At 67.1% G+C, this 26,480-nt stretch carries 26 protein-coding genes and 6 pseudogenes; 13 read left to right on the top strand and 19 right to left on the bottom strand.

From position 1 onward, the window contains the following. Nucleotides 1–19: 19 nt before the first annotated feature. Nucleotides 20–910 carry a LysR family transcriptional regulator gene (locus ACFWBQ_RS24200; RefSeq protein ID WP_385492721.1) on the bottom strand — a complete coding sequence of 297 codons (891 nt, stop codon included), beginning with the start codon at nucleotides 908–910 and terminating at the stop codon, nucleotides 20–22. Nucleotides 911–1,045: 135 nt separating this feature from the next. Between ACFWBQ_RS24200 and ACFWBQ_RS24205 the strand changes: the two genes are divergently transcribed. From ACFWBQ_RS24205 to ACFWBQ_RS24215, 3 genes are all read left to right on the top strand, one after another. Further along, complete coding sequence (locus tag ACFWBQ_RS24205; protein ID WP_385492723.1) at nucleotides 1,046–1,504, top strand: nuclear transport factor 2 family protein; 459 nt, start codon at nucleotides 1,046–1,048, stop codon at nucleotides 1,502–1,504. A gap of 205 nt (nucleotides 1,505–1,709) precedes the next feature. Next, entirely contained in the window at nucleotides 1,710–2,981 is a 1,272-nt protein-coding gene (locus ACFWBQ_RS24210; RefSeq protein WP_385493703.1) for a DoxX family protein, read from the top strand. A gap of 405 nt (nucleotides 2,982–3,386) precedes the next feature. Next, the gene (locus tag ACFWBQ_RS24215) at nucleotides 3,387–3,947 is read left to right on the top strand and encodes an SMI1/KNR4 family protein (RefSeq protein ID WP_385492726.1); all 561 of its coding nucleotides are present in this window, start codon (nucleotides 3,387–3,389) and stop codon (nucleotides 3,945–3,947) included. Nucleotides 3,948–4,205: 258 nt separating this feature from the next. On the opposite strand, the gene ACFWBQ_RS24220 is transcribed toward ACFWBQ_RS24215, so the two are convergent. After that, entirely contained in the window at nucleotides 4,206–4,973 is a 768-nt protein-coding gene (locus ACFWBQ_RS24220; protein WP_385492729.1) for a transposase, read from the bottom strand. A 58-nt stretch (nucleotides 4,974–5,031) separates the two neighbouring features. Between ACFWBQ_RS24220 and ACFWBQ_RS24225 the strand changes: the two genes are divergently transcribed. The 4 genes and pseudogenes from ACFWBQ_RS24225 to mihF all read left to right on the top strand — a co-directional run bounded on the left by ACFWBQ_RS24225 (nucleotide 5,032) and on the right by mihF (nucleotide 6,730). Next, on the top strand, nucleotides 5,032–5,367 hold the full coding sequence (locus ACFWBQ_RS24225) for a hypothetical protein (RefSeq protein WP_385492731.1): 336 nt from the start codon (nucleotides 5,032–5,034) through the stop codon (nucleotides 5,365–5,367). Nucleotides 5,368–5,426: 59 nt separating this feature from the next. Continuing rightward, nucleotides 5,427–5,803: pseudogene (locus tag ACFWBQ_RS24230) on the top strand (transposase); the annotation flags it as partial. 68 nt (nucleotides 5,804–5,871) lie between these two features. Beyond that, nucleotides 5,872–6,225, top strand: a pseudogene (locus ACFWBQ_RS24235) (transposase); the annotation flags it as partial. A gap of 190 nt (nucleotides 6,226–6,415) precedes the next feature. Then, nucleotides 6,416–6,730 carry an integration host factor, actinobacterial type gene (gene mihF / locus ACFWBQ_RS24240; RefSeq protein WP_385492733.1) on the top strand — a complete coding sequence of 105 codons (315 nt, stop codon included), beginning with the start codon at nucleotides 6,416–6,418 and terminating at the stop codon, nucleotides 6,728–6,730. A 128-nt stretch (nucleotides 6,731–6,858) separates the two neighbouring features. Here mihF and ACFWBQ_RS24245 read toward each other — a convergent pair. The 3 genes and pseudogenes from ACFWBQ_RS24245 to ACFWBQ_RS24255 all read right to left on the bottom strand — a co-directional run. Next, nucleotides 6,859–7,116 (bottom strand): annotated as a pseudogene (locus ACFWBQ_RS24245) (transposase family protein); the annotation flags it as partial. A gap of 70 nt (nucleotides 7,117–7,186) precedes the next feature. Next, nucleotides 7,187–8,569 (bottom strand): hypothetical protein, encoded by a 1,383-nt coding sequence (locus ACFWBQ_RS24250; RefSeq protein WP_385492736.1) that lies wholly within the window; start codon nucleotides 8,567–8,569, stop codon nucleotides 7,187–7,189. Then, entirely contained in the window at nucleotides 8,566–10,593 is a 2,028-nt protein-coding gene (locus ACFWBQ_RS24255; RefSeq protein WP_385492738.1) for a transglycosylase domain-containing protein, read from the bottom strand. Before ACFWBQ_RS24255 ends, ACFWBQ_RS24250 begins: the two co-directional genes overlap by 4 nt. Before the next feature lie 636 nt (nucleotides 10,594–11,229). Between ACFWBQ_RS24255 and ACFWBQ_RS24260 the strand changes: the two genes are divergently transcribed. Further along, nucleotides 11,230–11,628 (top strand): hypothetical protein, encoded by a 399-nt coding sequence (locus tag ACFWBQ_RS24260; protein WP_385492742.1) that lies wholly within the window; start codon nucleotides 11,230–11,232, stop codon nucleotides 11,626–11,628. Between the two features lie 27 nt (nucleotides 11,629–11,655). Here the strand turns inward: ACFWBQ_RS24260 and ACFWBQ_RS24265 are convergent, their stop codons facing one another. Next, nucleotides 11,656–12,627, bottom strand: coding sequence for a hypothetical protein (locus ACFWBQ_RS24265; protein ID WP_385492744.1), 972 nt, complete (start codon nucleotides 12,625–12,627; stop codon nucleotides 11,656–11,658). A 434-nt stretch (nucleotides 12,628–13,061) separates the two neighbouring features. Next, nucleotides 13,062–13,682 (bottom strand): hypothetical protein, encoded by a 621-nt coding sequence (locus tag ACFWBQ_RS24270; protein ID WP_385492747.1) that lies wholly within the window; start codon nucleotides 13,680–13,682, stop codon nucleotides 13,062–13,064. A 281-nt stretch (nucleotides 13,683–13,963) separates the two neighbouring features. Here ACFWBQ_RS24270 and ACFWBQ_RS24275 point away from each other — a divergent pair, with 281 nt between their 5' ends. After that, complete coding sequence (locus ACFWBQ_RS24275; protein WP_385492749.1) at nucleotides 13,964–14,170, top strand: hypothetical protein; 207 nt, start codon at nucleotides 13,964–13,966, stop codon at nucleotides 14,168–14,170. A 10-nt stretch (nucleotides 14,171–14,180) separates the two neighbouring features. Here ACFWBQ_RS24275 and ACFWBQ_RS24280 read toward each other — a convergent pair. Further along, nucleotides 14,181–14,378: pseudogene (locus tag ACFWBQ_RS24280) on the bottom strand (IS5/IS1182 family transposase); the annotation flags it as partial. Between the two features lie 267 nt (nucleotides 14,379–14,645). Then, the gene (locus ACFWBQ_RS24285; RefSeq protein ID WP_385492752.1) at nucleotides 14,646–15,839 is read right to left on the bottom strand and encodes a serine hydrolase domain-containing protein; all 1,194 of its coding nucleotides are present in this window, start codon (nucleotides 15,837–15,839) and stop codon (nucleotides 14,646–14,648) included. 292 nt (nucleotides 15,840–16,131) lie between these two features. On the opposite strand from ACFWBQ_RS24285, the gene ACFWBQ_RS24290 reads away from it, so the two are divergent. After that, complete coding sequence (locus ACFWBQ_RS24290; protein WP_385492754.1) at nucleotides 16,132–16,881, top strand: transposase family protein; 750 nt, start codon at nucleotides 16,132–16,134, stop codon at nucleotides 16,879–16,881. An 87-nt stretch (nucleotides 16,882–16,968) separates the two neighbouring features. On the opposite strand, the gene ACFWBQ_RS24295 is transcribed toward ACFWBQ_RS24290, so the two are convergent. The 4 genes from ACFWBQ_RS24295 to ACFWBQ_RS24310 form a co-directional block, all read right to left on the bottom strand. Further along, nucleotides 16,969–17,244 carry a hypothetical protein gene (locus tag ACFWBQ_RS24295; protein ID WP_385492758.1) on the bottom strand — a complete coding sequence of 92 codons (276 nt, stop codon included), beginning with the start codon at nucleotides 17,242–17,244 and terminating at the stop codon, nucleotides 16,969–16,971. A 422-nt stretch (nucleotides 17,245–17,666) separates the two neighbouring features. Further along, the gene (gene folE / locus ACFWBQ_RS24300) at nucleotides 17,667–18,323 is read right to left on the bottom strand and encodes a GTP cyclohydrolase I FolE (RefSeq protein WP_385492760.1); all 657 of its coding nucleotides are present in this window, start codon (nucleotides 18,321–18,323) and stop codon (nucleotides 17,667–17,669) included. A gap of 1 nt (nucleotide 18,324) precedes the next feature. Beyond that, nucleotides 18,325–18,783, bottom strand: a complete 459-nt coding sequence (locus tag ACFWBQ_RS24305) for a hypothetical protein (RefSeq protein WP_385492762.1) — start codon at nucleotides 18,781–18,783, stop codon at nucleotides 18,325–18,327. A gap of 73 nt (nucleotides 18,784–18,856) precedes the next feature. Next, nucleotides 18,857–19,405 carry a DUF2231 domain-containing protein gene (locus tag ACFWBQ_RS24310; protein ID WP_385492765.1) on the bottom strand — a complete coding sequence of 183 codons (549 nt, stop codon included), beginning with the start codon at nucleotides 19,403–19,405 and terminating at the stop codon, nucleotides 18,857–18,859. Nucleotides 19,406–19,522: 117 nt separating this feature from the next. Here ACFWBQ_RS24310 and ACFWBQ_RS24315 point away from each other — a divergent pair, with 117 nt between their 5' ends. Beyond that, nucleotides 19,523–20,281, top strand: a complete 759-nt coding sequence (locus ACFWBQ_RS24315; RefSeq protein ID WP_385492768.1) for a helix-turn-helix transcriptional regulator — start codon at nucleotides 19,523–19,525, stop codon at nucleotides 20,279–20,281. Between the two features lie 383 nt (nucleotides 20,282–20,664). Here the strand turns inward: ACFWBQ_RS24315 and ACFWBQ_RS24320 are convergent, their stop codons facing one another. The 3 genes and pseudogenes from ACFWBQ_RS24320 to ACFWBQ_RS24330 all read right to left on the bottom strand — a co-directional run. Continuing rightward, nucleotides 20,665–21,138, bottom strand: a complete 474-nt coding sequence (locus ACFWBQ_RS24320) for a hypothetical protein (RefSeq protein WP_385493752.1) — start codon at nucleotides 21,136–21,138, stop codon at nucleotides 20,665–20,667. A gap of 401 nt (nucleotides 21,139–21,539) precedes the next feature. Further along, nucleotides 21,540–21,920: a VOC family protein gene (locus ACFWBQ_RS24325; RefSeq protein ID WP_385492771.1), complete on the bottom strand. Its 381-nt coding sequence runs from the start codon at nucleotides 21,918–21,920 to the stop codon at nucleotides 21,540–21,542. A 194-nt stretch (nucleotides 21,921–22,114) separates the two neighbouring features. Next, a pseudogene (locus ACFWBQ_RS24330) lies at nucleotides 22,115–22,396 on the bottom strand (VOC family protein); the annotation flags it as partial. Here ACFWBQ_RS24330 and ACFWBQ_RS24335 point away from each other — a divergent pair. Beyond that, a complete protein-coding gene (locus ACFWBQ_RS24335; RefSeq protein ID WP_385492773.1) occupies nucleotides 22,298–22,801 on the top strand; it encodes a GNAT family N-acetyltransferase in 504 nt (167 codons plus the stop codon). The pseudogene ACFWBQ_RS24330 and the gene ACFWBQ_RS24335 sit on opposite strands and share 99 nt — an antisense overlap. 685 nt (nucleotides 22,802–23,486) lie before the next feature. Here ACFWBQ_RS24335 and ACFWBQ_RS24340 read toward each other — a convergent pair. From ACFWBQ_RS24340 to ACFWBQ_RS24350, 3 genes are all read right to left on the bottom strand, one after another. Further along, nucleotides 23,487–24,476 carry an ornithine cyclodeaminase family protein gene (locus ACFWBQ_RS24340; RefSeq protein ID WP_385492777.1) on the bottom strand — a complete coding sequence of 330 codons (990 nt, stop codon included), beginning with the start codon at nucleotides 24,474–24,476 and terminating at the stop codon, nucleotides 23,487–23,489. Nucleotides 24,477–24,854: 378 nt separating this feature from the next. Next, a complete protein-coding gene (locus ACFWBQ_RS24345; protein WP_385492780.1) occupies nucleotides 24,855–25,205 on the bottom strand; it encodes a hypothetical protein in 351 nt (116 codons plus the stop codon). A gap of 239 nt (nucleotides 25,206–25,444) precedes the next feature. Continuing rightward, nucleotides 25,445–25,726 carry a hypothetical protein gene (locus ACFWBQ_RS24350; protein ID WP_385492782.1) on the bottom strand — a complete coding sequence of 94 codons (282 nt, stop codon included), beginning with the start codon at nucleotides 25,724–25,726 and terminating at the stop codon, nucleotides 25,445–25,447. Between the two features lie 19 nt (nucleotides 25,727–25,745). On the opposite strand from ACFWBQ_RS24350, the pseudogene ACFWBQ_RS24355 reads away from it, so the two are divergent. Then, nucleotides 25,746–26,296, top strand: a pseudogene (locus ACFWBQ_RS24355) (aminotransferase class III-fold pyridoxal phosphate-dependent enzyme). Nucleotides 26,297–26,480: the final 184 nt, after the last annotated feature.

Below are 26,480 nucleotides of genomic sequence, written 5' to 3' on the forward strand. Positions count from 1 at the left end.
TCGCTGCCCGTTGCCGCTGTCACAGTGGGATGGGGCCGAGGGCGGCGGCGGTTTGGGCCAGTGCGCGGATGGTGGGGCTGTCCGCGGTGGTGCGCCAGGTGAGCGCCCATTCGAGGGTGGGGGCGTCATGGAGGGGCAGGAAGACGATGCCGGGGGGCTTGTTGTAGCGCGCGGCGATTTCGCCCAGCGGGTGGACGCAGCGTCCGGCAGCGACCAGAGAGAGGATCTCGTGGAAGGTCCGCGCGGCGGGCCCGCGGGGGATACGGCGGCCGAGCGGGGTGCGGGTGGGGACCATGGAGGCGACCCAGTACTCGGGGGCTTCGGGACCGAGGTCGACGACGTGGTTGTCGGCGAGGTCTTCCAGGGACGCGGTGCCGCGTTCGGCGAGCGGATGGTCTGCGGCCACGGCCAGTACGCGGCCTCCGGTGAGCACGGTGGGGCCGACGGTGAGGTCCGGTTCGGCGACGGGCAGCCACAGCACGTGCGCGTCGTGCTCTCCGGTGCGCAGGGCGGTGAACGCATCGGCGCCGTTGATTTCGCCGAACTGGATGTCGCTACCGGGGTAGCGGGTGCGGAACGCGTCCACGAGGGGGCGTAGTTCGTGTCCGGCGTGGCCGAAAACGCCCAGCCGTAGAGTCCGGCCCTCGCCCGGGCCGGCTGCTTGGGCGCGGGCGAGTCCCGCGTGGAGGAGGTCGAGGGCCTGCTGGAGGTCTTCACGCAGGCGCCGGCCGACAGGGGTCAGGGCCACGCGTCGGCTGCTGCGATCGAACAGGGCCACGCCTAGGCGGCGTTCCTGTCTGCGGATGGCCTGGCTGACGCGGGCCTGGGACACGTGAAGCCGTTCGGCGGTGCGGCCGAAGTGCAGCTCTTCGGCCAACGTCAGGAAGATCTCGATGTCGCGCAGCTCCATGCATAACTCCCACGTTATGGCTAGCTCCACGGACTCTACATTGTTCCGCCGCTGACCTGCATCGATGCTGGACACATCACTCACCGGACAGGCGGCAGACGCCTGACCGACGCATCGATAAGGCAGGGAAACCCGATGAGCGCTATGCAGGCCGTCGTCGATCGCTTCGAGATCGAGGAGCTGCGCGGCGAGGTCGCCGACGCTGTGATGATGCGCGACTTCGACCGTGTCGCCTCGCTGTTCACGCCCGACGGCGCCATGCGATGGCCGCACATCGACAAGGAGTTCGTCGGCCGCGAGGAGATCCGCGCGGGGGTCGAATGGGGGCAAGGACTGTGGGAGTTCTTCGTGCAGAACGTTCACCCCGGCGTCATCCGGCTCGACGGCAACACCGCGGTCGGGCGTGCGTACATCCAGGAGTTCGGGCGGATGAACGACGGCAGCTCGCACCTGAACTACGCCCTCTATCACGACCGCTACCAGCGCACGTCCGACGGCTGGAAGTTCAGCGAACGCGTCTACGAGGTCAGGTACCTCGACTCCACCCCGCTTACGGGCTCGCCGCCCCGGCACCTGGGGCAAAGGCGCGTCTGACCACCACCGACGGGCCGACCGGGACGTGCATCAACCACCCCGGCCGCGTCGTGTGGCGACCGCCCTTCCCCGAGTCCGTAGACACCTGTTCTTGAGCACCCGATTCGACCGGGTCGGCTCGCCATGACGGACGAGCGGCGCAATGCCCCCACCCTCCGCATCAACCGAACTCAGCAACAAGTAAAGGAACACACCTCAGATCCTGATCACTGGAGCCAACGGCGTTGTCGGGCGTCAGGTGAGGAACCTGCTGCTCCAGGAGAGCACGGCCATCACTGCGGTCACGCGCGGCCCCGGCTCGGCCGCGCTCCCGGACGGCGTCCAAGCCGTCATCGGCGACCTGCTTCGTCCCCAACGGATCGAGGCGGCGCAAGAAGGTGGGGAGGCCCTGCAGATCAGCCCGCGCGCCACAGGCCCGGGACCTGGCGAACTCCTGCGGCTCGCCGTCAGGAGGGCGTACAGCGTGTGGTGCTGCTGTCGGCCACCACCATGGAATTCCGCGGGGGAAGACCGCTTCGCCACGCAGTTCGAGCACGCCGAGGGCCTCGTCAGCAGCTCCGACCTGGACCGGACGGTCTTGTGCCTGGCCGACTTTGCGGCCATTGCACTGGCCTGGGCGCCGCAGATCAGGTCCGGTGACGTGGTGCGCGGCGCTTACGGCCAAGCCGCCACCTTCCCTATCCACGAAACCGACATCGAGGCGGTCGCCGCTCGCGCCCTCCGCGGGAGTGTTCCCTCGGGGCCGATCCACACGCTGACCGGGCCTCAGTCGCTGGACCAGGTTGAGAAGGTGCACCTCATCGGCGCCGCCCTGGGCCGGGCACTGTCTTTCCAGGAACTCCCGCCGGAGCACATACGCCAGGGCATGCTCGCGCCAGGGCTGCCCGAGGAGGTCCCCGACCGCCTGCTCGGCTCCCTGGCCGACTACGCCCACCGCCCAGGACCCACCACCAGCGCCGTGGAAGACCAGCTGGGTCGACCCGCGCGCACCTTCGCCGACCGGGCATGCGACAACGCACCCACCTTCGGCGGCGGATCCGCCGCCGATCTTCACGACGCCGCACTCACTTCACACAAGACTGGGAGCCCACCCATGAACCTCACTCTTTGGATCGCCGCCGGACTGCTGACCGCGGTCGCCCTGGCCGGCGGCGTCAGCAAGACCTTCATCCCCAAGGCGAGACTGGCCGCGCAGCACGGCGGGGAATGGACGCAAGACGCAAGCGCCGGCTTCATCAAGACCCTCGGGGTCCTCGAACTCCTGGCCGCGGTCGGCCTGATCCTGCCCGCCGTGCTCGACATCGCACCGGTCATGGTGCCGGTGACGGCCGCCTGTTGGATCGCCCTCATGGTCGGCGCCATGATCACCCACGGCCGCCTCGGTCAGTCCAAACTGGTGCTGCTCAACACGGTCTATCTCGCGCTTTCCGTCTTCATCACGTGGGGCCGCTTCGGCCCTTGGTCCTTCGGCAGCTGACAAACGTCGTCGGTCTCTCGCATCGGTGTCGTCGGTTCCCTGACAAGGCCGACCAGGCGCACAACCGGACAAAACATGGCTCCCGTGGCGGCCGGCCGCCACGTTTCCACCCGGTCGACTACCGTGAGCGCCACGCTGTCGAGTGCGGTATCAACCGCCTCAAGAGACACCGAGCTGTGGCCACGAGGTACGACAAGCTCGCGGTCCGCTACGAGGCGACCGCCCTCATCGCGGCCGTCAACGAGTGGCTGTGACCCTCGGCTGTCACGCGATGGGATCCAGGTTTCATGCCGCAGAACACACAGCCGAGGTCGTCCTCGCGTACGACGTTGCGCTTCTGGGGCGCTTCGCTGCCGGGCCGTAGGGTGCGCCGTGAGGCTGTGAGGTAGACGTTCGGAGAAGGGAATGACCATGGGGGACGTGCAGTTGGCGTGGCAGCGATTGGTGGACTGGCTGGAGACGAATGCACCGACGACTGCGTCGTCGATCCTTGCTCCCGCTCCGCCGGCAGCGATCACTGCGGCTGAGGAGCGCATGTGCGTCGTTTTCCCGGTCGAGCTTCGGACGTGGCTCCTGGCCTCCGGGGCCGACAACGGCCCTGTTGGTGTCACGGAGGGGGTCGTGCCCGGCAGCAACCGCGATTTGCTGGGACTCGCGGCCATGGAGTGGACGTACCACTTCAAGATGGAGATCGAGCGCGACGACCCGTCCGACGATCCGGAGTTTCCCTTCTGGCATGAGCAGTGGATTCCGGTCATCTCGGACGATGATGCTTGTTACGGCAAGTTCCTGGATGTGCGTAGCGGTCAGATCGGCTCCTTCGGCGATGGGGATGCGCCATCCTTCGGAGTTCACGAGTCACTGACCGTTCTGTTCAGCGAGACGGTCGTCCTCATGGAGCAGATTTCTGCGGGGGCGCAGGGCGCAATTGGATGTGTTCGGGGCGGCAGGCTGATCTGGGACTGATGATCGGCGTACGCACGTAGGCCCACGGTGCCGACCGACACCACGGGCCCACTGCTGTTTCTGCTGTGCTACTGCGGCTTGGCTGCGTCGATCCGGTCCTGGTCGCCGTCAATGACTGCACTGCTTTGGATCTCCCACCGCGATTTGAACCTTCGCCGCGCCGTTCGAGATCCACTCCCGATACACGGCCTGAGGGCTGGCCCGTAAATGATCTTTGGGTCGCCTCGGGCGTGGTCGGTCGCTGTGTGACCCGCTGATCTATCCGGCGAGGGAGAGGTTGTGCATCCGCGCGATGCCGAGCATGGCGTGGTGGACGCCGTCGCCTTTGAGGCGACAGTCGCGCAGGATCTTCCAGGTCTTCATTCGGGCGAAGACGTGTTTGACACGGGCACGGACCTGCTTGGGGGACTTGTTGTGCACTTCCTTCCAGGCGGGCAGGTCTTCACCCTTGCGTCGACGATGGGGCGTGACGAGCCCCGTGCCGGGATAGCCGCCATCGGCGATCGTGAGTGTCCTGCCGACCGCGGCCTTGGCTCCGGATTTCTCCCGCGCCTTGCAGTCGTTGCGGTTCCCAGGCAGCGGTCGGCCGACCACGACGACGAGCCGGGTGTCGGCATCGATGACGACCTGGTGGGTGGTGGAGTACCGGTAATTCTTCGACTGCTCGGCGATGGTGTGGTCGCGGGTACGGACCAGGGTGCCGTCCACGATGAGCACGGTGCCCTTGGCGAACCGCTTGCGGGGCTGGAGAGCAAGCATCGGCCCGAGGTGGTCGATGATCCGATCCGCCGCCGACTTGGACACCTCGAACAGTGGAGCGAGCTGGCGCATCGTCAGGTCAGTGCGCCAGTACGCTGCGACCAGCAGTGCCCGGTCTTCCAGCGGAAGGCTCCACGGCCCGCCCTTGCGGACCGCGTCCGCACCCTCGCGCCGCAGTACGGTCACCGGCTTCCCGAAGGCACGAGGGCTCAGCCCTGTGAACGGGGCTATCCAGGACGGCTCCGGCGCCCTGATCACACCAGCCACACCAAGATCATCCCAAGCCGGTTAGGGTGCCTTCTTCGAGCCGACGAACTGGAGACCGATGATGGAGCAGGACGAGGCCCTGCAGCTCGCAGTGGCGATTCTCGCTCACAGCCAGCGCGATGACGAGCCGCCTCTCGCCATCGACGCAGAGCGGGTTCGTGAGAGCAACGGGCTCCTGATCGTGCCCTACAACTCTGCGCAGTACCTCGCCTCGCGTAATGCGAGAGACCAGCTGTTGGACTGTTGGCCCATCCTCGTCGACCTTGCATGCGGAGACGTGCGATTCGGAACCTTGGACGAGCGACATCTGTGGAGGAAGCCGAGCACCGACGAGGCCGCAGCTGTCCGCCACCGCAGGTACGGGACAGCGCTCAGGCCCTGCCGTGAGTCGTGATCAAGATTCGGGACGCGTCTTCCGGTGGCTGTCTGTCTGCGGGCTGGGCGAAGCCCGGTATGGCACGTACGGAACTTGCAGACGAAAAGAGGGAGTTGGTCGATCCGTTCCTACCGATTGGCAGGTCCGGCCCGTATCCAGGACATCTGCGGGAGCAGTTCGAGGGCGTCATCTGGAGATTCCGCTCGGGCAGTCAGCGGCGGAAGATGCCGCCGGAGTTCGGCGCCTGTCAGACCGTCTGCAACCGCTTCGTCCAATGGCGTGACTTGGGTGTCTTCCAGGCACTGATCGGCGTGATCGCCGAGGCGGCCGCCGGGGGCAAGTGGACCTGTCCCTGGTCAGCGTGGACTCCACAGTGGCCCGCGCCCATCACGAAGCGGCGGGCATGCGGGTCAGCGAGGAGGTCCTCGCCCGTCTGGAGGAGGCGGCCGGGAGAACAAAGGGGGCCGCCGGCAAGAACATGAGCCGCAGGTCGTCGATGTGGAGAGTGAGCCCGGTCCGGATCGTGAAGAGCGGCGACGGGCCCGGCGCAGACGCCAGGCCCGCCTCGAGGCAGCCCGGCTGGGGCGCTCGTGCGGCGGCCTGACCAGCAAGGTCCACCTCACCTCCGATCCCCGCTGCCGCCCGCTCTCCTTCGTCCTGACCGAGGGGCAGGTGGCCGACAGCCCCCACTTCATCCCGGCCCTGGACGAGATCAAGATCCGCGGCCCCGTCGGCCGCCCCGCACCCGGCCCGCCGCAGTCGCCGGCGACAAGGCGTACAGCTCCCGCGCCAACCGCGCGCCTGCGCGAACGGAACATCAAGGCCGTCATCCCGGAGTGGAACGACCAGACCGCCAACGGCAGCCGCCCCACTGCTTGATCGCGACTGAGGACAGGCCCCAGCTGGCCGGACCTCACGAACCGGATAGCCGGGTTGGCTGCCGAGAGGGGGTGATGCCGCAGAGTCATATCGCGGCCGATTGAGGGCACTATGTACACCACAAGGTCAAGGATGCGACTGCGATGACGCCGCACACCGAAAGATGAGAAGAACAGGAGCGCCGCCCATGGCCCTGCCCAACCTGTCCGCCGAAGCCCGTGCCAGCGCACTGAAGAGGGCTGTCGCCGTCCGGCAAGAGCGCGCCGATCTCCTGGCCGCCATCAAGGACGGCAAGGTGTCGCTGCAGGACGTCCTCGGACGCGATGACCCGGTCGTTGCCAGAATCCCCGTTCGCCGTCTTCTGGAGTCGCTGCCCCGTATCGGCAAGATCCGTGCCGGCCAGATCGTCAAGGAATTCGGCATCTCGGAGACCCGCCGCGTCCATGGCCTTGGAACCCGCCAGAAGGAACGCCTCCTCGCCCTCTTCCCGCCCCAGGACTGACGGGCGCGTTCCCCACGGCGTGCCACGAAACCCCGATGGGATCGGAACTGCAGGCCGCCCTCAATGCGGCAGCCGCGGTCGGCGAGCAGAGGCCGGAGCTCGCCGACCGCACGGGTGATGGTCGACCGGTCCACCTGAAACCAGCAGGCCGGCACATCATGGGTAACGCCGTGCCTCAGATGAACGAGGGTGGCCAGGAGCCGGTCGGCGAAGACCAGCTTGTACTTCGCGCCTGCTCCGACCGCTCGCCGACGCCGTCGATCGAGCAGCTCGGCATCTCTGCGGGCTTGCCAGACCGGTCCCAACTCTGCCACCAGATCAGCGATCACGTCCGCTGACAGCCCTGTGACCCGACGCTCCGACATGATCAACGTACGCGCCTGCATCCCCACCACGAACGGTCCGACGAGCCGGTGCGGCCATCGTCACCGCTGACCACGCACGAGGTCGCTACTGCTACCAACCGGATGGCTGAGCGGGATCGAGGGTTCGCCACTGGGCAAGCACGTTGGGATCCTGCGCGTCGAGCCAGTCGGTCAGTTCGCGGAAGGACACACACCGCACTTCCTTGCGGGGGCAGATGCTGCGCATCACGTCCTCGACGGCATCCATGTATATCCCGCCGTTCCAGTCCTCGAAATGGTTGCCGATGAACATCGGTGCGCGGCTCCCGTGCAGGACCCTTTCGAATCCTGCGAGGTAGGCGTCGCGGGCCTGCTCTCGCCAGTGTCCGTATCGCGCCGGGTTGCCCTCGGTGCTGCCGTCCGACTGGTTGTAGAGAAAGTTGAAGTCCATGGAGAGGACCTGGAAGTCCTTGCCCGGGAAGGGGAGCATCTGCAGCGGGAGGTTCCAGATGCCGTCCTTCTTCGAAGGCCAGATTTGGAAGTCTCCGGGCGAGCTGGCGTCGTAGCGCCATCCGAAACCCTTGGTGGCGGGGAGCAGGGTTTTCTGGCCCTCCAGGCAAGGTGCTCGCCCGCCTACGACCTCGCGGGTCGGGTCGAACGGGAGAGGTTCGAGATCCTGATAGCCGGTGTTGGTCTTCCAGTTCTGCACGAAGGAGTAGAACGCGTCGATCTCCTGTGTCCACTCCTCGGTGCTCCAGTCGCCGCCTCCCTTCTTTCCGCAGAAATGGCCGTTGAAGTGTGACCCGATCTCGTGGCCGTCTTTCCACGCCTTGCCGAGCTGCTCCAGTGTCGTACGGATGTGCTCGCGTGTGGGGTAGGAGATGGCTGCGGCACCCGCCTTGTGCTGGGGCGGCAGGTACAGACTGCTGCGATCTTCCGGGAGCAGGTAGATACCGGTGAGGAAGAACGTCATGTGGGCATTGCTCTCCTTCGCCACCTGCCGGAAGCGGGAGAGCATCCGGTCGTCGCCCTCGAGCGCGCCGTCCCAGGAGAAGACGACGAACTGGGGCGGTTTCTGGCCCGGCTTGAGTCTCTCGGGCTTGAGCTGGCGGGGCTGCGGGCCGGTATATGAGGTGGAGCCGTCTCCCAGGATCCTGACTTTCCCGTCCCATGCCTCCGCATCAGTCTTATGTGCGTCGACGCGCTTCTGCCGGGCGGGGGGTTCCGGTGCGGCAACGGTCTCGGTGGCCCCGGACGGCGAGTCGTCGTATGCACCACCGGATGGGAGGAGCAAGAGGACCGCGCAGAGCGACACGATGAGGCTGGACGCCACCACTGCAACTGCACCGGGGTGGGCGCGAATTGTGATCCATATGCGCCTCACGCCGGCCCGGCCGACGAGGATTGCGGCCTGGCCGACAGGTGACGGGCGTGGTGCTCGACGGCAGTAAGAATATCTTCCGGTACGCCACCGGCGCGGGTCTCGTCGGGTCATTGGGTCACGGCCTCCATATAGCTCATCCAGATCTGGGCCGGATAGTCTCTGCCGGAGGACGGGTCGCCTCCGAGCCCTTTGAGTGGAAGCGGTGCGATGCTCTTCGCCAGGTCCATCCGGTAGGTGACGACGGCGGTGGATGCCTCTGGCGTGTAGCCGACATACCAGTGCGCGGTCAGGTCCTGAGTTGTTCCGGTCTTCCCGGAGGACGGTGCGGTAAATGTGCCGGAGCTCGTCGCACTCCGGGTGAGGGAAGCGGTGATCTCGTCGGCCACGGCCGTCTTCATGGCTCGTCTGGCCTTCGGCCGGCTCAGGGGGACCGGCTCGCCGTTTCGGGTGACCTTGGCTACCGAGTACGGAGTGGTGTGCAGGCCATGAGCCGCGAACGTCCCGTAGGCGCTGGCCATACGTATGGCGCTGGGAGTGGAGTTGCCCAGTGAGAACGCGGGGACGGGGGGACCGAAGCTGGACGGGAGCAGTCCGGAGTCCTCGGCGATGCGGCGGACCCGGCCCAAACCCACGTCCATGCCGAGCTGAAGGAACGGTGCGTCCGCACCCTGGGCCATGGCATCGTGCAGGCCGATGCGGCCGTAGGAGCGATTGCCTTCGTTGTGTCCTTTGACCGTCCTGCCGGCGCGGTCCCAGTAGGGGCCTTCCGGCGTTGTGACCGGCAGGCCGTTGTCCCCGTCGTAGGGGGTCGAGGGAGTGAGCGGGGTGCGGGGACCGTCGCGCTCGTGCGATACCCCGTACTCAAGTCCGGCGGCGTAGACGAACGGGGTGAAGGCCGATCCGGCCGGCACGGTACTCGCGTTGGATTCGTTGAAAGCCTGCTTCTGGAAGTCCGGTCCGCCGTAAACGGCGAGTATCCGGCCGTCCGGAGAGACCGAGGCGGCCCCGAAGCGGGTGTGCCGGTCGGCCTTGCGCTGCTGAGGATCAAGCTTTTCGCGGGCCTGCTGCACGGCCGAGGTGAGTGCTGCCGTCTGCGGCTTCTCGAACGTTGTGTAGATCTGGTACCCGCCGAGGTCGAACCGGGAGTCGGAGATGTGTCCCGCGCGTTTGGCGTACGACTCCGCGAGCGCGACGAGATAGCCGTCCTGCCCACCCGCATTGTTCGATCTGAGAGGAGCCTTGGGCTGAGGGAAGGTGGTGTACCGCGCCCGTTCAGCCGGGCTCAGCCTGCCGATCTCCACCATGCGGTCCAGCGTCCAGCTCCAGCGTTCAATGGCGCGTTCCCGGTTGTCGGGATCGACGGCAGGGTCGTAGAGCGACGCTCCCTTGAGCAGGGAAGCGAGGAAAGCACCCTCACTGGCATTGAGCTGGGTGACCTCCTTGCCGTAGTAGGCCTGCGAGGCGCGTTGCAGACCGTAGGAGCCACGGCCGAACCAACTGGTGTTCAGGTACTCCTCGAGAATGGTGTCCTTGCTCAGCCGGCGGTCCAGCTTGACCGCGAGGAGCATCTCCGTGAACTTGCGTGAGAAGGACTGGTCTTGCGAGAGGTAGACGTTCTTGACGTACTGCTGGGTGATGGTGGATCCGCCCTGGGTGTCCCCCTCTCCGACGGTGCGCCACAGGGCGCGGGTGATCCCTTTCGTCGAAATGCCATGGTCTGAATAGAAGTTGGCGTTCTCGGCCGCCAGTACGGCCCACCTGACGGACTCGGGGATCTTCGACAGGGGCATCTCCTGGCGACTCACCCAGCCGGTACGGGCCATGGGGGAGCCATCGGCCCAGTAATAGACGGTGTCCTGCTGAGTGGCGAACGCGTTGAGGTCCTCGGGCAGGTCCGTACGCGCATAGGCGACGCCCACCACGGCAGTGAGCGACGCTGTGCATATGAGGAACGAGGCGAGAGCAAGCCTCCACGAAGGAACCCATCTTCGCCATCCGTGTCGGCCGGCCCGTGGATAGTCAGGCTTCAGCCTCGGTCGCGAGCGCTGCCCGGCTGCCTTCCAGCGGCGCACTCCCCCTGGCAGCCGCCTTCGCGCGGCACGAATGACCGAACCAACCTTGTGATGCTTCGTCATACCACCCAGCCATGAAAGTCCTGGCCGACCCGCGTATCGCGGCCGCCTTTACGAGTGAAGGAGTCATCCGCTCGCCGACCCCCGTACGAACCCGCCGCACTCGGGCGGCAACGGGGTCTCAGGCTCGACGGACCGTGGCGCCGAGAGGCGTGGGGGTCGGTACAACTGCACGTCCTTGCGCCCGGTATCCGCCTGCTGGCCGAACATGAGACGGCGCACCGTTCGGTGGAACCGGTACAGGTCACGCGCATCCTCGGGTTCAGCCCATGGGGCAGCTGATCGGACGGAACCACTCGGAAGACGGCTGGACAGCCTCATCCCACGACTCCGACAACAGCCAAGGCCATAACCTGACTGAGAGTTGCGCCGAAAGTCACGTAAAGATAACAGGTTCCTGGAGGGTCTCTCTTCTTCAAGGCTCGAAGGGCAACAGGCGGCACCGTCGTCACACCCCCCGAGGTGTGCGCGGCCGCTGCTGGCTGTGTACGGGCACAACCGGCTCCGTCACAACTGTCGTCCGGCTGCTCGGGAGTGGCTGGCCCAGGCTGTCGGGTCCACCTGCGGCTCGGAACTACAAGAGCGTCCTGTCCTGGCGGGAGTGTTTGGTAATGCAGCCATGTCATGGATGATTGCGGGGTGTTGGTCCAGGTAGCGGCAGTGCGACAGGTCTCCGGCGGGGCTGCGACGATTCGGGTGCGCTCGGGTGTGGGAACCGCCGTGGCGCTCTGGTGCGGGGATCCGACCGATGTGGGCTGCGAGCATCATGTGGAGTGGACTGTCGATGAGGACATGGCCTGGGGTGGTAACACGCAGTCAGTCGCTCTGTCCTCGCTTGCGTTGAGCGAGGACGGCAGCCAGGTCGTTTTCCGGGGCCGCCTGAGTCTCACGGGCGACGGCGGGGCTGTGCTGGAAGTGGGTGACTCGCAGATCCTGTTCGACCTCGCCGACCCGCCGCCACCGGTCGCGGTTGACGGAACGTGGGTGGAGGTGCGTGTGGAGCGGGCCAGCGTCAGCCTGTATCCCTACCCGCTGTGATGCGCACGAAGGCGACTCTGCTGCCGTTCAGCTGCCTCGCCAGTTCGGGGTTGATTCGCGGGTGAGTCTGCGGTTCATGAGATCGATCACCGCTATGTTGATCAGGGCTTCGGATCGGTGGGGGTGGGTTTCGTGGTCGCGGGCGAGGCGGCGGTGGCGCATGAGCCAGCCGAAGGTCCGCTCGGCCACCCGACGTCGGGGGATGACCTTGAATCCCTTCTCGGCGGGGTCGCGGCGGAGAACTTCCATGTCGATGCAGAGGCGGGCGCCGTGGTCGATGGCTTTCATGCGGTAGCCCTTGTCCGCCCAGGCTTTGGAGATGGCAGGATGGGCCTTCGAGATGTTCGAGAGCAGGTGAATGCCACCCTCGTCGGCACCGAAGCCCGCCTCTCCTCCTCTGTCGCCGCGATCCACCTGAGCGACGACATGCGCCACCCCCACCGCGAAGTCATCCTCCGCGGCGACAACGGCCTCTACCCGGTCAGCCGGCGTACCTGGTCGTCGTCCGTCACCTCGTACACGTCGATGCACAGCAGTTGCCGGACGTGGGCGGGGACGCGGGGCCGGCGGCCTTGACCGACGAGGACGGCACGACGAGCGCGTGTGCGGGTCCTGGCGCGTCATACGGCGCTGCAACTGGCCGTAGGCGGTGTCTGTTTCGATGCCCTTCTCGCTGGTGTGGCCCTTGGCCTCGCAGACCAGCTGCTTCTGCCCGCGTACAGCTTGGATGCCGGCCCACCGCTGCATCGGTTGCTGTTGCTGTGCTGGTCGCGGAGGGGCGGCGAGCGCGTGTTCGCCGCCCTGTACCAGCAGAAAATCCCGCCCCCGAAAGGCGGAGTCCGGGCCTGCGCCTGGATCGACACCAACTGCACCTCGGGCGTTGCATTCGGAGGCCTCGACATGGCCGGCATCGTCGACGCCGTCGACTGCGCCGACGGAGACACCACGGTGTCCGACGAGACCGGCATCGTCGGCGCAGCCCGCGGCTGCGATGGCCACCACTACGTCCTCGACGACCGGTCCGGCTACCTCGGCGCGAACGACTGGGGCCTCGCCGCCTGTCGCCTCGCCCTGGTACTCCGCGCTGACGCGATCTCGGGCGAGTGCAACTACGGCGACGGCGGCGACATGGCCCGCCAGATCGTTTGCCCGGCATGGGAGCAGCTTCAGCGCAGCGGCGACGCCCGCGGCCTCCTCATAACGTCTCCGAGCCGAACCGATCGCCCAGCTCTACGAGCAGGGACCCCTGCACCACGTCGGCGTCTTCTCGAAGCTGGAGGACCAGATGGTCACCTGGGTCGCCGGAATGGACAGCCCCAACCGCAAGGACGCCGGAGTCCACGCCCTGAAACCGAACTCGCCGACCCGACCACCTCGACACCGGGATCATGGGATGGGGTTAGGTGGATCTGCAGTCGTTTTTAAGGTTTCAGCTAGTGGGCTGGTGCCTCAACTACGTCGTGCTTCGTGACGGCGGCAGGGGTTGAGACAGGGCTGTAGTAGACGGAGCGTCCTTGCTTGGAGCGCTCCAGCAGCCCATGGGCTACCCCTTGTTCGAGAGTATTGCGTACCACAGCGACTTGGGTATTGCGCTGGGGGTGTGACGCGGTCAGGGCGGCGGTTACTTCGGCTGACGATTTCGGTTCCTTCTGATCGCCGAGGTATCCGATGACCAGCTCACGCCACGTCAGCTTGCCGGCGCCCTTGGATGCTGTGGTCTCGTCGGCGAGAGTCTCCTGTTCAGCCTGTGCCTGGGGCTTTGACCCGCGTCCCGCCTTTTGCGAAGTCGTCTTGCCTTTGGCGTGGCGCGCTGCGGGAACGGACGCCGCCTTGCGGCCCTTGCCGTTTCGCTCAGCCGGTTGTCCGGTAGCGTCCAGTACCTCTTGCATCTTGACCAGGATTTGCTCACTCTCTTCCAGCTGGATGAGCTCGTCCTGCAGCCGGGTCAGCTCGGCACGAGCTCTGTCCTGCTCGCCCCGGTTCGCTGCGAGATCATCTGTGATCCTCTGCGCGTAGTCTGCGCTGATGCCGGACGCAAGAGTGTTTGTGGACATGCAGTCCTCGTCATTCTCTGTGGCTTGAATGTGTATGGCAGCTCATGCTACCGACACCGACGAAGGCAACGCCCCAGTGGATACGCTCCACTACAGCCGAGAACCCTCCTTCGGTGCTCGATTGCAAGGCGTCGTGGCGTGTTTCGTCTGAGAGGGAGGTAGGTCCGTTTCTGGTAGCGGCCCCGTCCGGGCTGGGTGAGGAAGCCTTGTCGGGTGAGGCGTCCGAGGCGGCTGCGGGTGACGTTCACGGTCGGGTCGTCGGTGGGCATGCCGAGGAGTCCGTGCAGCTCGCGGACCGGAAACACCTGGTCGAGGTGTTGGTCGAAGGCGTTCACGATGGCCTGGTAGGCGGAGTTCGCTTCGGGTGGATCGGATTCGGTCCCGGCCGGTGCGAGTTCGGTGATGACCCTCCGGGCGGTGGCCAGGTCCGCGAGGCTCGCTTCGGTCTCGGTGAGGGCGGCAGTGAAGTGCTCGATCTGGTCGCGTAGTTCGCCGGCCCGGGGTGGGTGCGGTGAGGCGCCGGGTCATGTTCGCGATGGAGGCCCAGTAGATCCGCGAGGCGGAGGTGTCAGGCCGGTGGTCGTACTCCCCAGCCAGCCGCTGGTGCAGCATCAACGTGCCGTTGACCGGCTCGACTATCCACCGCTTGGGCTGTGGGACGAAGCCCTTGCCCTGGTCGTCCGGGTTGCGGCGGACGAACCTCGATGGTCATGCCCAACAGGCGGCCGGTGCGACGACCAGTACCACGATCGAGTGATCACGAACCGAGGAAGATCGGACTCAACCGGCGACGGGCCGCACGGGGTCGCGGCCGGGCGCGATCGGCGTCCCCATCAGCGCCGCGTGGCCCTTCGTCGCGTAGGGGGTGGCTCCCTTACGAGGCCGCCGGATGTCCCAGCACCTCCGAGTCGCGGGGGAGTCGCTGGGATGGTCCCGCCTTCGGTTGCCGCCACCGGGGTCGTACTACTGGGAGTGCGCGGGCCGGCCCGCGCACAGCGCCGTCTGGACAGCAGCCTCCATGTCGTCGGCCTGCGCGTCCGTACCGCCCGGATCGAGGTTCACCATGACCGTGGCCTGCCTGCCATCGATCGTGGCACCGCCGACGGTCTCGTACCCGAAGATGTCGCCGCCGTGCCCCCAGTAGAGGCCGCCGCAGGGCAGCGTCCTGCTCTCCAGGCCGAGGCCGTACGCCCGACCGTCGGGGTCGCCGGTCGGCTGGGTCTTCATCATCGCCTTGAGCTGGGCCGGGTGCAGCAGCCTGCCGCGCAGGAGTGCGTCCAGGAACTGGTTGAGGTCGCCGGTGCTGGAGATCATGTCGCCGGACGCGCCCGCGATCGACGGGTTGATCGCGGTGAGGTCCATGAGCGGCGCGTCCTCGCCGGGCCGCACGTATCCGCGCGGGTGCGGTCCGGGGATCGCCGTGTCGTCACCCGGCACGGACGTCTCGTGCAGGCCGAGCTGCTGGATGATGCGTCGGCGGATCTCTTCGCCGTAGGGGTGGCCGGTCACCTGTTCGATGAGCATGCCCGCCAGCAGGTAGTTCGTGTTGGAGTAGCTCCAGCCGTAGCCGGGCTTGAACGTCCGGGGTTGGGTGAGTGCGATGTTCACCAGATCGCGGGTGTCGTGGTGAGCGAGCGGGTCCTTGAGGACATCCTGCGGGTTGAGATGGTCGAGGTAGTCGGGCAGGCCGCTTGTGTGCTGCAGGAGCTGGCGGACGGTGATCTCCCGCCCGTCGTTGTCGTTGCCGCGGACGACGCCGGGCAGGTAGCGCTCCACCGGTGCGTCGAGGGCGACGCGATGCTCTCCCACCAGTTGGAGCACGACCGTGGCCACGAAGGGTTTAGTCATGCTGCCGATCCGGAATCTGCTGTCGCCGCGCACCGGTGTCTGGCTGTTCACGTCCGCGACACCGCTGGTCAGAGCCGTTCTGCCATGTTGGTTGCGCACTTCGACGAGCGCTCCGGGCCCGCCGTCAACCGTGGTCAGCCGGTGCAGGATTTCGCGTAGCCGAGCTTCGTCGGCGGAGTTGGTGGACTGTGCAGGGGTGGATTTGGCGGCGGTCGCCGCGAAGACGCTACCCGGCTGTATGCCTCCCACGACCCCGACCGCCACGGCCAGCGTGAGTGCGCCGCACAGCGCACGCTTGTGCTTGATCACGTGTTCTACCTCCGTCGTAGCGACCCCGGTTGCCGCGGCTTGCGGCGACCGGCCGGGGAGAGCACTTCAAACCCCGCTCCCTCCACGTGCGTTCACGATGCCTGAGAGAATTCCGGCCGATGCGATGGGGTGCTCATCCGGATCGGCAGTGGGGATAACCCCCGGCCGTGAACAATGAGCGTCTTCAGAGTGGCCACCGATCGGGTGACGGGCTGGTCTCCCGCAACGCACGAGGCTCCTGTGCCGTTGAGAGAGGTGTTCGACGTCTCAACTCAGCAGCGCAGGAGTCTCGTTGGTTCCCTATCGTGCCGCACTCGACCTGCCGCATGCTCTGGTCGAGTGGGTAACCATGCTCATCGTCACCCGTGAGGGTGGCCGCCGCTGCAAGCTCCCGCCTTACCAGCGCGCTCTCGTCGGCCTGGTCTACTTGCGCCGACACGACGCGCTCGCGCGGATCGCCGCCGGTTTCGGCATATCCGTCGGCACGGCCCACGCCTACGTGACGGCCCTCGTCGGTCACCTGTCCCGGCGGGCGCCGGGGCTGCTGCGTGCCCTGCGGGAGAGCGATCCCGAGTACGTCCTGCTCGACGGAACACTCGCCGAGTGCGACCGCGTCGGTGACGGCCGGGCCGACTTCTCCCACAAGCACCGCCGCCACGGCGTGAACGTACAGGTAGTTGCCGATCCCGCAGGCAACCTGCTGTGGATCTCACCCGCCCTGTCCGGCCGCACCCATGACCTGAGCGCGGCCCGCACCCACCGAGTCATCCGGATCTGCGAGCGCCAGGGCATTCCGGTCCTTGCCGACCGCGCCTACATGGGAGCCGGCTCCTGGGTGACCACGCCGATCAGGCGACTTCCGCACCAGGACCTCAGCCCGACCCGGCGGACGGTCAACCGGGCCCTGTCAGCGGCACGAGCACCAGTCGAACGAAGCGTCGCGAGACTGAAGTCCTGGCACGTCTTCCGCAAAGCCCGCGTCAGTCCCAACCGCATGACGGCCATCGCCGCGGCCATTCTCACCCTGGAGCGTCAACGCTGAAAATGCTTCTTCACCGTCGCCTCCCCAGGGAGGACGGCTTTGGCGATGACGGTCATCCAGTGGGACCGACGCGGCTGGTTTTTTGTCTCACGACCAGACGAGTCGCCCTTCGGCGACCTCGCAGACCGGATAGTTTCCATCGGCGATCTTCGTCAGCATCTCCGCCACGGAGTCGAAATAGTGAGCCAGTGATTCGTACTCGCCCGTGGTCGTGATATCACCCACGAACCAACTGCCGATCCGCCCGTCCCGCGCGTCGATGAACTTTCCCATCCAGCCGTCCTGGTCCGACAGGAACGGGATCCACTCATTACGCCAGAACGGATTGTCCGGCTGGTCCGGAGGGTCGAACCCACCGGACATGTAGCGGTTCGCGTAGAGCTTCTCCGCGCTCCTGCGATCATGCCGGACGGATGCGTCACTGTGTGTGATAGGCGGTAGAGGGTTGGGGGGCGATGCCGGTTGGGGCGTCCGGCACGTACTGGCAGGGCAAGGCGTTGCCGAGTGTGTCCCAGCACGAGCTGCTGCCGCGTTATCTTCCGCCGTTCGGCGGGCGGACGAGCAGGAAGCCCCAGGACCGGCGGGTGGTGTATCTCGACGGGTATGCCGGTGAGGGACGGTACGAGAGCGGTGAGCCGGGCCCAAGTAGTGCCGCGCTGTGTAGCTGGACGCCCTCGGCGTCCAGTACACAGCGCGGTGCTGCACTTGGAACAGACTGGGTTGATCCAGATTTCCACGCGCGGTGGTCTTCCGATGTCGGGCCGGGTGTGTGCGGCTTTGCCGAATCAGGAGGCCGCGCCGGTCAGGGCGAGGAATTCGCTGCGGGAGCGGGCATCGGAACGCAGCAGGCCGAGCATGGTGGAGGTCATGGTGCTGCACCCGGTGGCCTGGACACCCCGCAGGGTCATGCAGGAGTGCTCGGCTTCGATCACCACGCCGACGCCTTTGGGTTCCAGCTGGGTCTGCAGCCAGTCGGCGACCTGCTTGGTCAGGCGTTCTTGGACCTGCGGGCGGCAGGCGAAGTGCTCGACGACGCGTGCAAGCTTGGACAGGCCCAGGATGCGGGCGCCGGGCAGATAGCCGACGTGGGCGGTTCCGACGAACGGCAGCAGGTGATGCTCGCAGACGCTTCGGACCGGAATGCGACGGGCCAGGACGAGTTCGTCGTAGCCCTCGTCGTTGGGGAAGGTGGTCAGGTCGAAGGCGCGCGGGCTGAACAACTCCGCGTAGGCGCGGGCCATCCGGCCCGGTGTGCCGCGCAGGCTCTCCGAGTCGGTGGAGATGCCGAGTGCGCTGAGGAACTGGCCGGCCGCGGCTTCCGCGGCCGCTAGGTCGATGCCGCTGGGCTGGTGGACGACCCGCAGGGCGGGACGTGCGGGCGCCGTCGCGTCGATGTCGGGCGGATCTATTCGGGCGGTGGTGCGGTGCGGGCGCTCGGTCATGTCAGCTGCCGCCGATGCCGAGGGCGGTGAGCAGGACCAGTACGAGGGTGACCACGGCGAACAGACCGTGTGCCAGCACCACAGCAAGCGGGAAGTGCCGTTCGGCAGGGACGGTCCCTTCGGTTACCTGAGCCGTTGTTGCGGCCGGTGTCGGCCCGGCGGTGGCGCGTTCTCGGTAGACGGGGATCCACCGGGCCAGCATCACGAATCCCAGCAGGGCGACCGGCAGCAGCAGACCGAAGGCGGTCCAGGCCAGGGCGGTCTGGTCGGCCACGACATAGATGATCCACACCACGAGCCCGATCGCGGCCAGGGCGAAGTGCCCGAAGATCACCGGGGCGGGCAGCCGGCTGGTGCCCGATTGCTGCTGCCGGATTCCCCCGCGCTGGATCCAGGTGCCGAGCATGTAGAACCCGCCCAGGGCGGTGACCACCCAGGTGATCAGTGCGGCGATGTCCATGGGAACTCCCGAGTGATGACGGTATCGAAGGCGGCCGGACGACACCGGCCGCCGTGGAGGGTGCGCGGGCGGGTCACACGGCAGAGCGGGTGTCCCGGGCGCTGCGGCCGGGCGTGTATCCCTCGGCCTGGGTGTTTTCGTCGGCGACCCGTACGCCGTAGCGGTAGGCGAGCTTGCCGCCCAGAAACCCCGACACGCCCAGGGCTGCCACGCTGAGTGCGGACAGAAGGAGCCTGCCGAGGCCGACACTTCCGCCATCGGTGTAGGTGCTGTAACGCCAAAGGAAGTTGACGGCGAAGGCGGCGGTCACCAGCAGGTTCAGTGTCATGTGGACCAAAGCGGTGCGAAAGGCCGGGGTGCCGGCCGGAATCGCGAACAGGTCGAGGAATCCGACCATGGCTGCCAGGAGGGCTCCGATCACGCCTACGGCGATCAACCATTCCGAGCCCTGGGTCAAAAATCCCGGACGGTGCACGACGTGGGAAGCGATGTCGAACACCAGGCTGGTCACCCAGGCACCGATCGGCACGGTCACCAGGATCGGATGGAAGGGGTGGCCGTACGGTCCGGCGAGCGAGGCGCTGACCGGACGCTTCGCCTGAAGCTGTGACTCAGTGGGCATCGCAACCTCCTAGTTTCACCAACAAATCTTGGTCTTATTCAGTGCGGACGTCAAGGTAGCAGTACAGAAAGCCAACAGAACACTTGCGCCCACACAGGTAGGAGATATCGTGGTCTGGTGGCTTCTGACCCGACTCCGCCTCCGCAGGCCGACGCAGCCAACACCGCCATCGACTCCGTCAGCGTCCTGAGCGAGGACTCGCGGCGGCGCATGTTCACCTTCATCCGGCGCGCCCGGCGCGCCGTCACCCGCGACGAGGCCGCCGCCAGCGTCGGCATATCCCGCAAACTCGCCGCCTTCCACCTCGACAAACTCGTCGACGCCGGCCTGCTGCGCGCCCGCTACGAAACGCCCGGCGGGATCCGCAAGGTCGGCAGACAGCCGAAGGTGTACGAACCCACCGATGCCCAGATCACCGTGAGCATCCCCGACCGGCGCCATGAACTCCTGGCGGACCTTCTCCTGGATGCCGTTCTGACCGAGAGTTCCGACGAGAATGCCGCGCAGGCAGCGGTACGGACCGCCGAGCAGCGCGGTCGGCAGATGGGCGGGGCCGCCAGGGATGAGGCCCGTCCGGGCCGCCTGGGACCCGAGCGCGGGCTGACCGCCTGTGAGCGGCTGCTGGACCAGTACGGATACGAACCCGTCCGTGAAACTCCCACCCAGCTCCGGCTGCGTAACTGCCCGTTCCACCCGCTGGCCGCGAAGGCCCCTGACCTGGTGTGCGGTATGAACCAGGCTTTCCTCAGCGGCTATCTCAACGGCCTGCAGGTCAACGGAATCCACGCCGTCCTGGCCCCCGAGCCCGGCGAATGCTGCGTGCGACTGGGCCCGAGCGACACCGATCGTGATGACCAGATGACCCAGGACCGCTGACACGACGCCGGCCGCACACTCACGTGGGCCGCCACCAGGTGGTGGAGGGCCGCGAGGCACGGCAGGGCAAGGGACGCTGCGCGCCCACCGCCGCGGTGGTGGGCGCGCTGTCAACGCCGAGGTGGACGTGCGCGGCTGCCGTCCCGGCTGCGACTGACCGCCCTGCCGCCTTCAGGCCCTGGAACGCACCGAGGGCGTCACGACCGCGGCCGACGCCCGCACCAAGCTCGGCGCCGGGGCCGGTGCGCTGGTACCAGTCCCCGTACATGCGGGCGTCGACATCCCGAGGGTGCCCGCCCTCGGGCGGGCGCGTGTCGTGGTAACGGGGTTTAGCCTCGGTGACACAACGTCACCTGGGCTCGTGGTCGACGGTCCGGACGGGGTTATCGGAGCGGTCCTCGTTCGTCGATGAACACGGTGGGCGTGGACAGGAACACATTCGCGTTCACGGGGCCGTAGGCGATGTTGAACGTGTCCAGCCAGTACGACCAGCCCCGGATCCCCAGAGCGCTGCTGAAGCGGTAGTTGAGCTGCCACCGCACCCACTGGCCAGGGATGAGCCGGACACCTGGGGGTCGCCGCTGCCGAGGCGGCAGGGCAAACAAGGGCTGCACCCGTGGAAGCACGCGGAGCCGACCATCTGTCTCACGGAGCTGGACATCGACCTTGCTCAGCTCTTCCTGGCTGTCATACGGCTCGAAGGCGTCACGCTCATGCATGCGAATCACATGCGCGAGGGAGGCCGCATCATGCGGGAGAGCGAAGCCGACCGGGGCAGCGTTCCTGCGCGAGGCAGCCTCCCCTCCCCGGGACTCCTTCGTCCAGGACGTCCGTATCCACTGGACGGTGATCTCCATGGCGTACCCCCGCCGAGTCGTCGAGGGACTCACTCTTTGTTCCTCAATCACGGGATCTATTTCGTGATTGACGGCTCCCGGCCCGAACCAACGAGAGCGACGGCGACAGCCTCCAGAACCCGCCGGGCGGCAGATGTGCGGCGGCTGTAGCGAACAGTCCGGCCCTCGACCTGCTCGGCGAACGTCCACCGCGCGCAAAGAACGTTCTCGCAGGAGAGCCGCCGCACTGTCAGCTTGATCAGTACCGGCCGGTCCCCGACCGGCGTGTCGGCAAGACGTCCCCCGTGCGTGCTGTGCACCCGGCTGGAGAGCGCCTAACACCCAGGACAGGCAACCTCGGTGTCCCGGGTTCTCGTCCAATTGCCGTCAGGCCCTGGGGCCGCACCGGGGACACAGAGCCGTCAGAGCGGGTTGAGGCGGGCCTTGAGCAGGCAGAACTCATTGCCCTCGGGGTCGGCAAGAACGTGCCACTGCTCCTCGCCGGTCTGGCCGATGTCAGCCGGCCGCGCCCCGAGCTTCAGGAGGCGTTCGAGTTCGGCGTCCTGATCGCGGTCGGTGGCGTTGACGTCGATGTGCAGCCGGGGCTTCCCCGGCTCGGGCTCGTCCCTGCGGCTGAGGATAATCGTCGGCTGCGGGCCGCCGAACCCTTCGCGCGGCCCGATTTCGAAGCAGTCGTCCCCTTCGCGATCGAGCACAACGAAGTCCAGGACCTCGCACCAGAACCGCGCCAGCACCTCGGGGTCGCGGCAACCGAGCACCAGCTCACTGATACGACATGCCATGGACGAAACCTGCTCTCAACGTGGGAACTGCTGGGGCGTCCGCGCGCGGAACACCTGGGCTCCCCGTATTGGGAGCATGATCGAGACCGTACCGGGTGAAGCAAGCAGGTGGGAAGGGTCTTTGGGGTCGTCACCTCGCCCGGCCGGGCCGCCGGGCGGTCCTTGGGCACGTCGACGATGTAGATCTTTACGCCGTCCGGATCGGCGCTCCGCATCTCGAACAGTCCCCAGGGTTCTCTTTCGGGCGGCCGCAGCATATCGACATCCTGCCGGGCGAGCTGCTCGTAGGTTGCCTGCGCGTTCCCGACCTGGAGCCAAAGTTCCAGGGCCAGTACTTCAGCTGTAGTTCGTGATGAAGCGTGGGGCAGAGTACGGGCATGTCTATGTACGAGACGATGTCGTTCCACCTTGAGACCGAGCGGCTGATACTGCGGCCGTGGGCCGAGTCGGACGCCGCTGAGCTCCGCGCCCTGCACTCCGAACGGGGCAACGGGACGCCCACGGTTGAGTACACCCGGACGCTCATCGCGAAGCAGCTCACCGCAACGGCGACAACGGGGATCGCCCTGCTGCCCATCCAGCGCCGTGACGAAGGCGACTTCATCGGCTATTGCGGGTTGATCATCGGCCGCTCCACCGTGGAGGAGCCTGAAATCGCGTATGAGTTGTTCCAGCGCGCGCATGGGCGTGGCTACGCCACCGAGGCGGCCGGCGCGGTGCTCGATGCCGCTACAGCGACCGGGCGGAAACGGCTCTGGTCGACCGTCGGCACATGGAACACACCGTCGTTCCGTGTCCTTGAGAAGCTCGGGTTCGAGCGGGATCACGTTTCCACGGACGACAGCGGTGAAGTGGTATGGCTCACACGCTCGTTGCCGTGACGCGGGTTCGTGCCCCGGGACTTCATGCTCACGTGATCGAGTGCGCTCAGGCAGAGTAGGCGACTTGACGGCAGTGGTGGCCGGCTCGGGATCGGGCTTGGTGTCGGCGACGCCAGCGGCCGGGCAGCGCTGACGCATCCTCCGCGCGAGTGGCCAGCGGACGACGAGGTGGTCTGACCACATTCAGCCCCTGGACGCGTCGACCCGTTGCGCCGCGTGCGTGCGTGTGTGCCGGGCAGGTGAGACTGCCCGGCACACGGCCTACGGAGGAGACGGAGCTGCCTGCGCCTGTGGGCCGGCCCGCTGCTCACCATCTGGTGTCAGCGGCGGTGGTGGCCCCGGCCCCAGGTGTCTGTGTCGATGGGGCGGCCGCGGTTGTCGCGCAGGGTCGCCTCGTCTGCGTGGTTGCCCCACACGTAGTGGCGGTCCTGCACCGCGAACCCACACTTTCCGAAGAACCTTGGGCCGGCACGGCCGGACGTCCGGCGCCCACGCGCCGAAAGTTCGGGGCGGCGACGATTGCCGGTCTGGAGGGCAGCATCCCGAGACCCTCCGAGTCCCCGGTGTCGGCATACACCTTGCTGTGCTCAGTCGCATACAGGCGAACGTGTTCAGCCGACTTGTGGGTGGCTGCGGGTTCGCCGTGAGGTCACCGAGCAATGGTTGACCGAGTCGAGTATCGGAGTCATCGCAGCGAGATGTCTTCACCGATTGACCGTGCGCGTGCGATGGAGACGACCAAGGCCGCGGCAGCGGCGTCCTGTACTGCTACGCCAACCGATTTGTACAAAGTGATCTGATCCGGTGACGCGCGGCCCGGTCTGTCACCGGCGATGATTTCACCCAGCTCGGCGTGGACGTGGTCAGCCGTGATGACGCCGTGGCGGATCGGCATGAGCAGATCATTGCTGCCAGCCGGGAAAGCGGCGAGCGCCGCCTGCCGCGACTCGACGCACACCAGTGCCTCGGCGATCGTGGCGTCATCGATCTCACGGCCGGCCGGATTGAACCCTACGGAGGTGACGTGTGCCCCAGGCGTTAGCCAGCGGCGGCGGATGACGGGTTCGAGGGCGTGGGTGGCAGCGGCGACGAGGTCCGCGCCGTCCAACGCCTCGGCGTAGGTGGACGCTACCGTGACTTCGACCTTCAGCTCTGCTGAGAGGTCGTCGGCCAGGGCGGCCGCCTTTGCCGGATTTCGGCCTGCCACCCGAATCTGCCGGATCGGGCGGACCTTGCACATCGCGCGGGCGTGGGAGCGGGCCTGCACGCCGGTGCCCAACACTGCGAGCACCGTCGCGTCCTCACGAGCCAACAGCCGTGCGGACAGAGCCGAACAAGCTGCGGTCCGCATAGCTGTGATGGCCGTACCGTCCAGCAACGCCGTCGGCTCTCCCGTGGCCGGATCGAACACGACGATCATCGCCTGGTGCGTCGGCAGCAGTGTCCCGGCGTTGCGCGGGAAGAGAGAGACCAGCTTGGTCACCAGCGCCGAGGCCGACGGAGCATAGCCCGGCATGGCCGCAAGGAATGCCTCACGTTCGGGCACCAGCGCGGCGATACGGTTCGGAGCGGAAGCGCGACCTGCGCTGAGGTCCTCCATGACCGGGGCCAGGGCTTCGACAAGCCGCTCCACGTCAAGGAGCGCCTCGACCTGTGAGCGCCCGAGGACGAGCATGCGCCTCAACCTCCCGATATCCGTCGCCCATGAGGACCACTCAGCCGAAAGAGTTGCCCACGGCCCCTTCGCCCCGGTTACGGCGCGCCGTCCTCCTGAGCACGTTCATCCGTACACACCAGGCAAAGAGACAATCAATGAGTCCAGAACTCAATCAGCTCGCCGAGCTCCTGCCCACCCCCCCGCAGGCGTCAGCCTGCCCCGGACTGGCGCGCGGCCGAGGACACGCTCCTCATCAACAGCGCTGGACGTTCAGGAGGTCGCGCGGAGGTGAAGGACCTGCACAAGACGGGGTGGAGACCGAGCAGTGACTCCGTGGGCATCCGCCCGGGAGGCTGACCCTCAGATGCTGCACAGCCCGGACTCTGGGTGCGGCCGTCATTCGTCGGTTGTGGTGGCTTGATGCTCTCGGCCGGTGTCGAAATAGTGGTCCAGATACGCTTCCTCGCCGAGGGGACTGTCGCGCAGTAGAGAGAAGACTTCGTCTCCGTCGCCCGGCCGTCCTGCGGTGGCCAGGCGATAGCACTGGGCCAGCTCCAGGTAGCGATGGCCATTTTCCTCTGCATAGGTCTGTGCCTCGCCTTCGGCCCTGGCGATGGCCTCGCCCATCGAGGCGGCCTGCCACAATGTCAGGCGCTCCTCGTAAGGTGCGTCCTCCCCGGCGTCCCACTGGAACACGCAGCGAACCGCGTACCAGGATTTCTCGTCCGCCATGTCAGCTGCTTCCATGGTGATCTCCTTGAATGACGCACTGCGCTGAGCGTGGTCGACGGGTGCCCCAGGACTCGGATGCGTCGGGTGACGGCGACCCCGGAGACCGGCCCGGCCGCTCGGGCACCAGTCGCAAACTGCACCCGACCGCGACTGACAGGAGCTTGCCGTGCCGGACTCCGAGACGTCCATCCTGCGTGGCACATCAACAACCGCGAATACCGCCGCCAGGAAGAACGCCGCGGCCGCCGCTTCACCTACACCAGCGGTGGTGTGGCCGCGCCGCCGGTGGAAAGGCTCGAAGGCCTCGCCCGGCGGTAGCCCGGTCCGGGGCCGCGTCCGGCCGTGGCGTGCCTCTGGCGTGCCTCCTTGTCGCTGATGAACGGCGCCTCGCCGATATGGCGGGAGTCGGTGGCCTGCTGGAGCATGAATGCTGCGGCATTGGCCCGTGAGAGCCGAATCCCGCCCTTCTCGCCGAGCTTACGGGCATTGACCTGGTCTTCGGGCCGTTGCTGAGCAGCGGTACAGACCGCGGCCAAGCGCGTCTTCCTGGAGCAGTTGCGGGACCTGGTCCTCGCGCCGCGCGGCCTGGACTACCGCTTCCAGTTCCCTGGGCCCGGCGGAACCAACGCGGTCGAGGCCGCACTCGAGCTCGCCCGGAAGGTCACCGGGCGGCACACCGTCGCCTACTTCCAGCGCGGCTTCCACGGGATGACGCTTGGGGCGCTGGCGGTCACCGCCAATCCGATGAAGCGCGCCGCGGCGGGGGTGCCGCTGCCGCACACCGTGCCGGTGCCCTTCGACGCACCGCAGACGACGAGCAGGCGGTGGCTCGGGGCGCCCCGGCGCTGGACACCACCGCCGGTGACGAGCCGCTCGCCGCCGTCGTGGTGGGGACCGTGCAGGGCGACGGCGGGGTCAACCCGGCCCGTCCGGCCTGGCTGCGCGCGCTGGCCCCCTGGACCCGGGAGCACAGCACGCTATTGGTGGTGGACGACATCCAGATGGGCTGCGGGCGCACCAGGCTGTTCTTTTCCTTCAGCAGGCCGGGATCGTCCCCGACATCGTCTGCTTGTCCAAGTCCGTCAGCGGGTACGGGATGCCCCTGACGCTGATGCGTTCCGAGTAAGACGTGGAAGCCCGGCGAGCACAACGGCACCTTCCCCGGGTACACCCCGGCATTCGTCACCGCCGCCCGGTACCAGTGCAGTTCTGGTCCGACGGCGCGCTGGTAGCCAGAACCACCCAGCGAGGCGAACGGGTGGGCCACACCCTTGCGGAGACCGCCCGCCG

The sequence above is a fragment of the Streptomyces sp. NPDC060035 genome, assembly GCF_042736635.1.
Lineage (GTDB): Bacteria > Actinomycetota > Actinomycetes > Streptomycetales > Streptomycetaceae > Streptomyces.

What these genes read in the sequence shown, in the direction of transcription:
- ACFWBQ_RS24250 (WP_385492736.1), bottom strand. Translation starts at nt 8,569, where the DNA reads ATGACCCGACGAGACCCGCGCCGGTGGCGTACCGGAAGATATTCTTAC.
- ACFWBQ_RS24325 (WP_385492771.1), bottom strand. Translation starts at nt 21,920, where the DNA reads ATGGCATGTCGTATCAGTGAGCTGGTGCTCGGTTGCCGCGACCCCGAG.
- ACFWBQ_RS24205 (WP_385492723.1), top strand. Translation starts at nt 1,046, where the DNA reads ATGAGCGCTATGCAGGCCGTCGTCGATCGCTTCGAGATCGAGGAGCTG.
- ACFWBQ_RS24295 (WP_385492758.1), bottom strand. Translation starts at nt 17,244, where the DNA reads ATGTCCGGTGGGTTCGACCCTCCGGACCAGCCGGACAATCCGTTCTGG.
- ACFWBQ_RS24255 (WP_385492738.1), bottom strand. Translation starts at nt 10,593, where the DNA reads ATGACGAAGCATCACAAGGTTGGTTCGGTCATTCGTGCCGCGCGAAGG.
- ACFWBQ_RS24270 (WP_385492747.1), bottom strand. Translation starts at nt 13,682, where the DNA reads ATGTCCACAAACACTCTTGCGTCCGGCATCAGCGCAGACTACGCGCAG.
- mihF (WP_385492733.1), top strand. Translation starts at nt 6,416, where the DNA reads ATGGCCCTGCCCAACCTGTCCGCCGAAGCCCGTGCCAGCGCACTGAAG.
- ACFWBQ_RS24200 (WP_385492721.1), bottom strand. Translation starts at nt 910, where the DNA reads ATGGAGCTGCGCGACATCGAGATCTTCCTGACGTTGGCCGAAGAGCTG.
- ACFWBQ_RS24320 (WP_385493752.1), bottom strand. Translation starts at nt 21,138, where the DNA reads ATGGAGATCACCGTCCAGTGGATACGGACGTCCTGGACGAAGGAGTCC.
- ACFWBQ_RS24310 (WP_385492765.1), bottom strand. Translation starts at nt 19,405, where the DNA reads ATGCCCACTGAGTCACAGCTTCAGGCGAAGCGTCCGGTCAGCGCCTCG.
- ACFWBQ_RS24335 (WP_385492773.1), top strand. Translation starts at nt 22,298, where the DNA reads ATGTCTATGTACGAGACGATGTCGTTCCACCTTGAGACCGAGCGGCTG.
- ACFWBQ_RS24345 (WP_385492780.1), bottom strand. Translation starts at nt 25,205, where the DNA reads ATGGAAGCAGCTGACATGGCGGACGAGAAATCCTGGTACGCGGTTCGC.
- folE (WP_385492760.1), bottom strand. Translation starts at nt 18,323, where the DNA reads ATGACCGAGCGCCCGCACCGCACCACCGCCCGAATAGATCCGCCCGAC.
- ACFWBQ_RS24215 (WP_385492726.1), top strand. Translation starts at nt 3,387, where the DNA reads ATGACCATGGGGGACGTGCAGTTGGCGTGGCAGCGATTGGTGGACTGG.
- ACFWBQ_RS24340 (WP_385492777.1), bottom strand. Translation starts at nt 24,476, where the DNA reads ATGCTCGTCCTCGGGCGCTCACAGGTCGAGGCGCTCCTTGACGTGGAG.
- ACFWBQ_RS24305 (WP_385492762.1), bottom strand. Translation starts at nt 18,783, where the DNA reads ATGGACATCGCCGCACTGATCACCTGGGTGGTCACCGCCCTGGGCGGG.
- ACFWBQ_RS24225 (WP_385492731.1), top strand. Translation starts at nt 5,032, where the DNA reads ATGATGGAGCAGGACGAGGCCCTGCAGCTCGCAGTGGCGATTCTCGCT.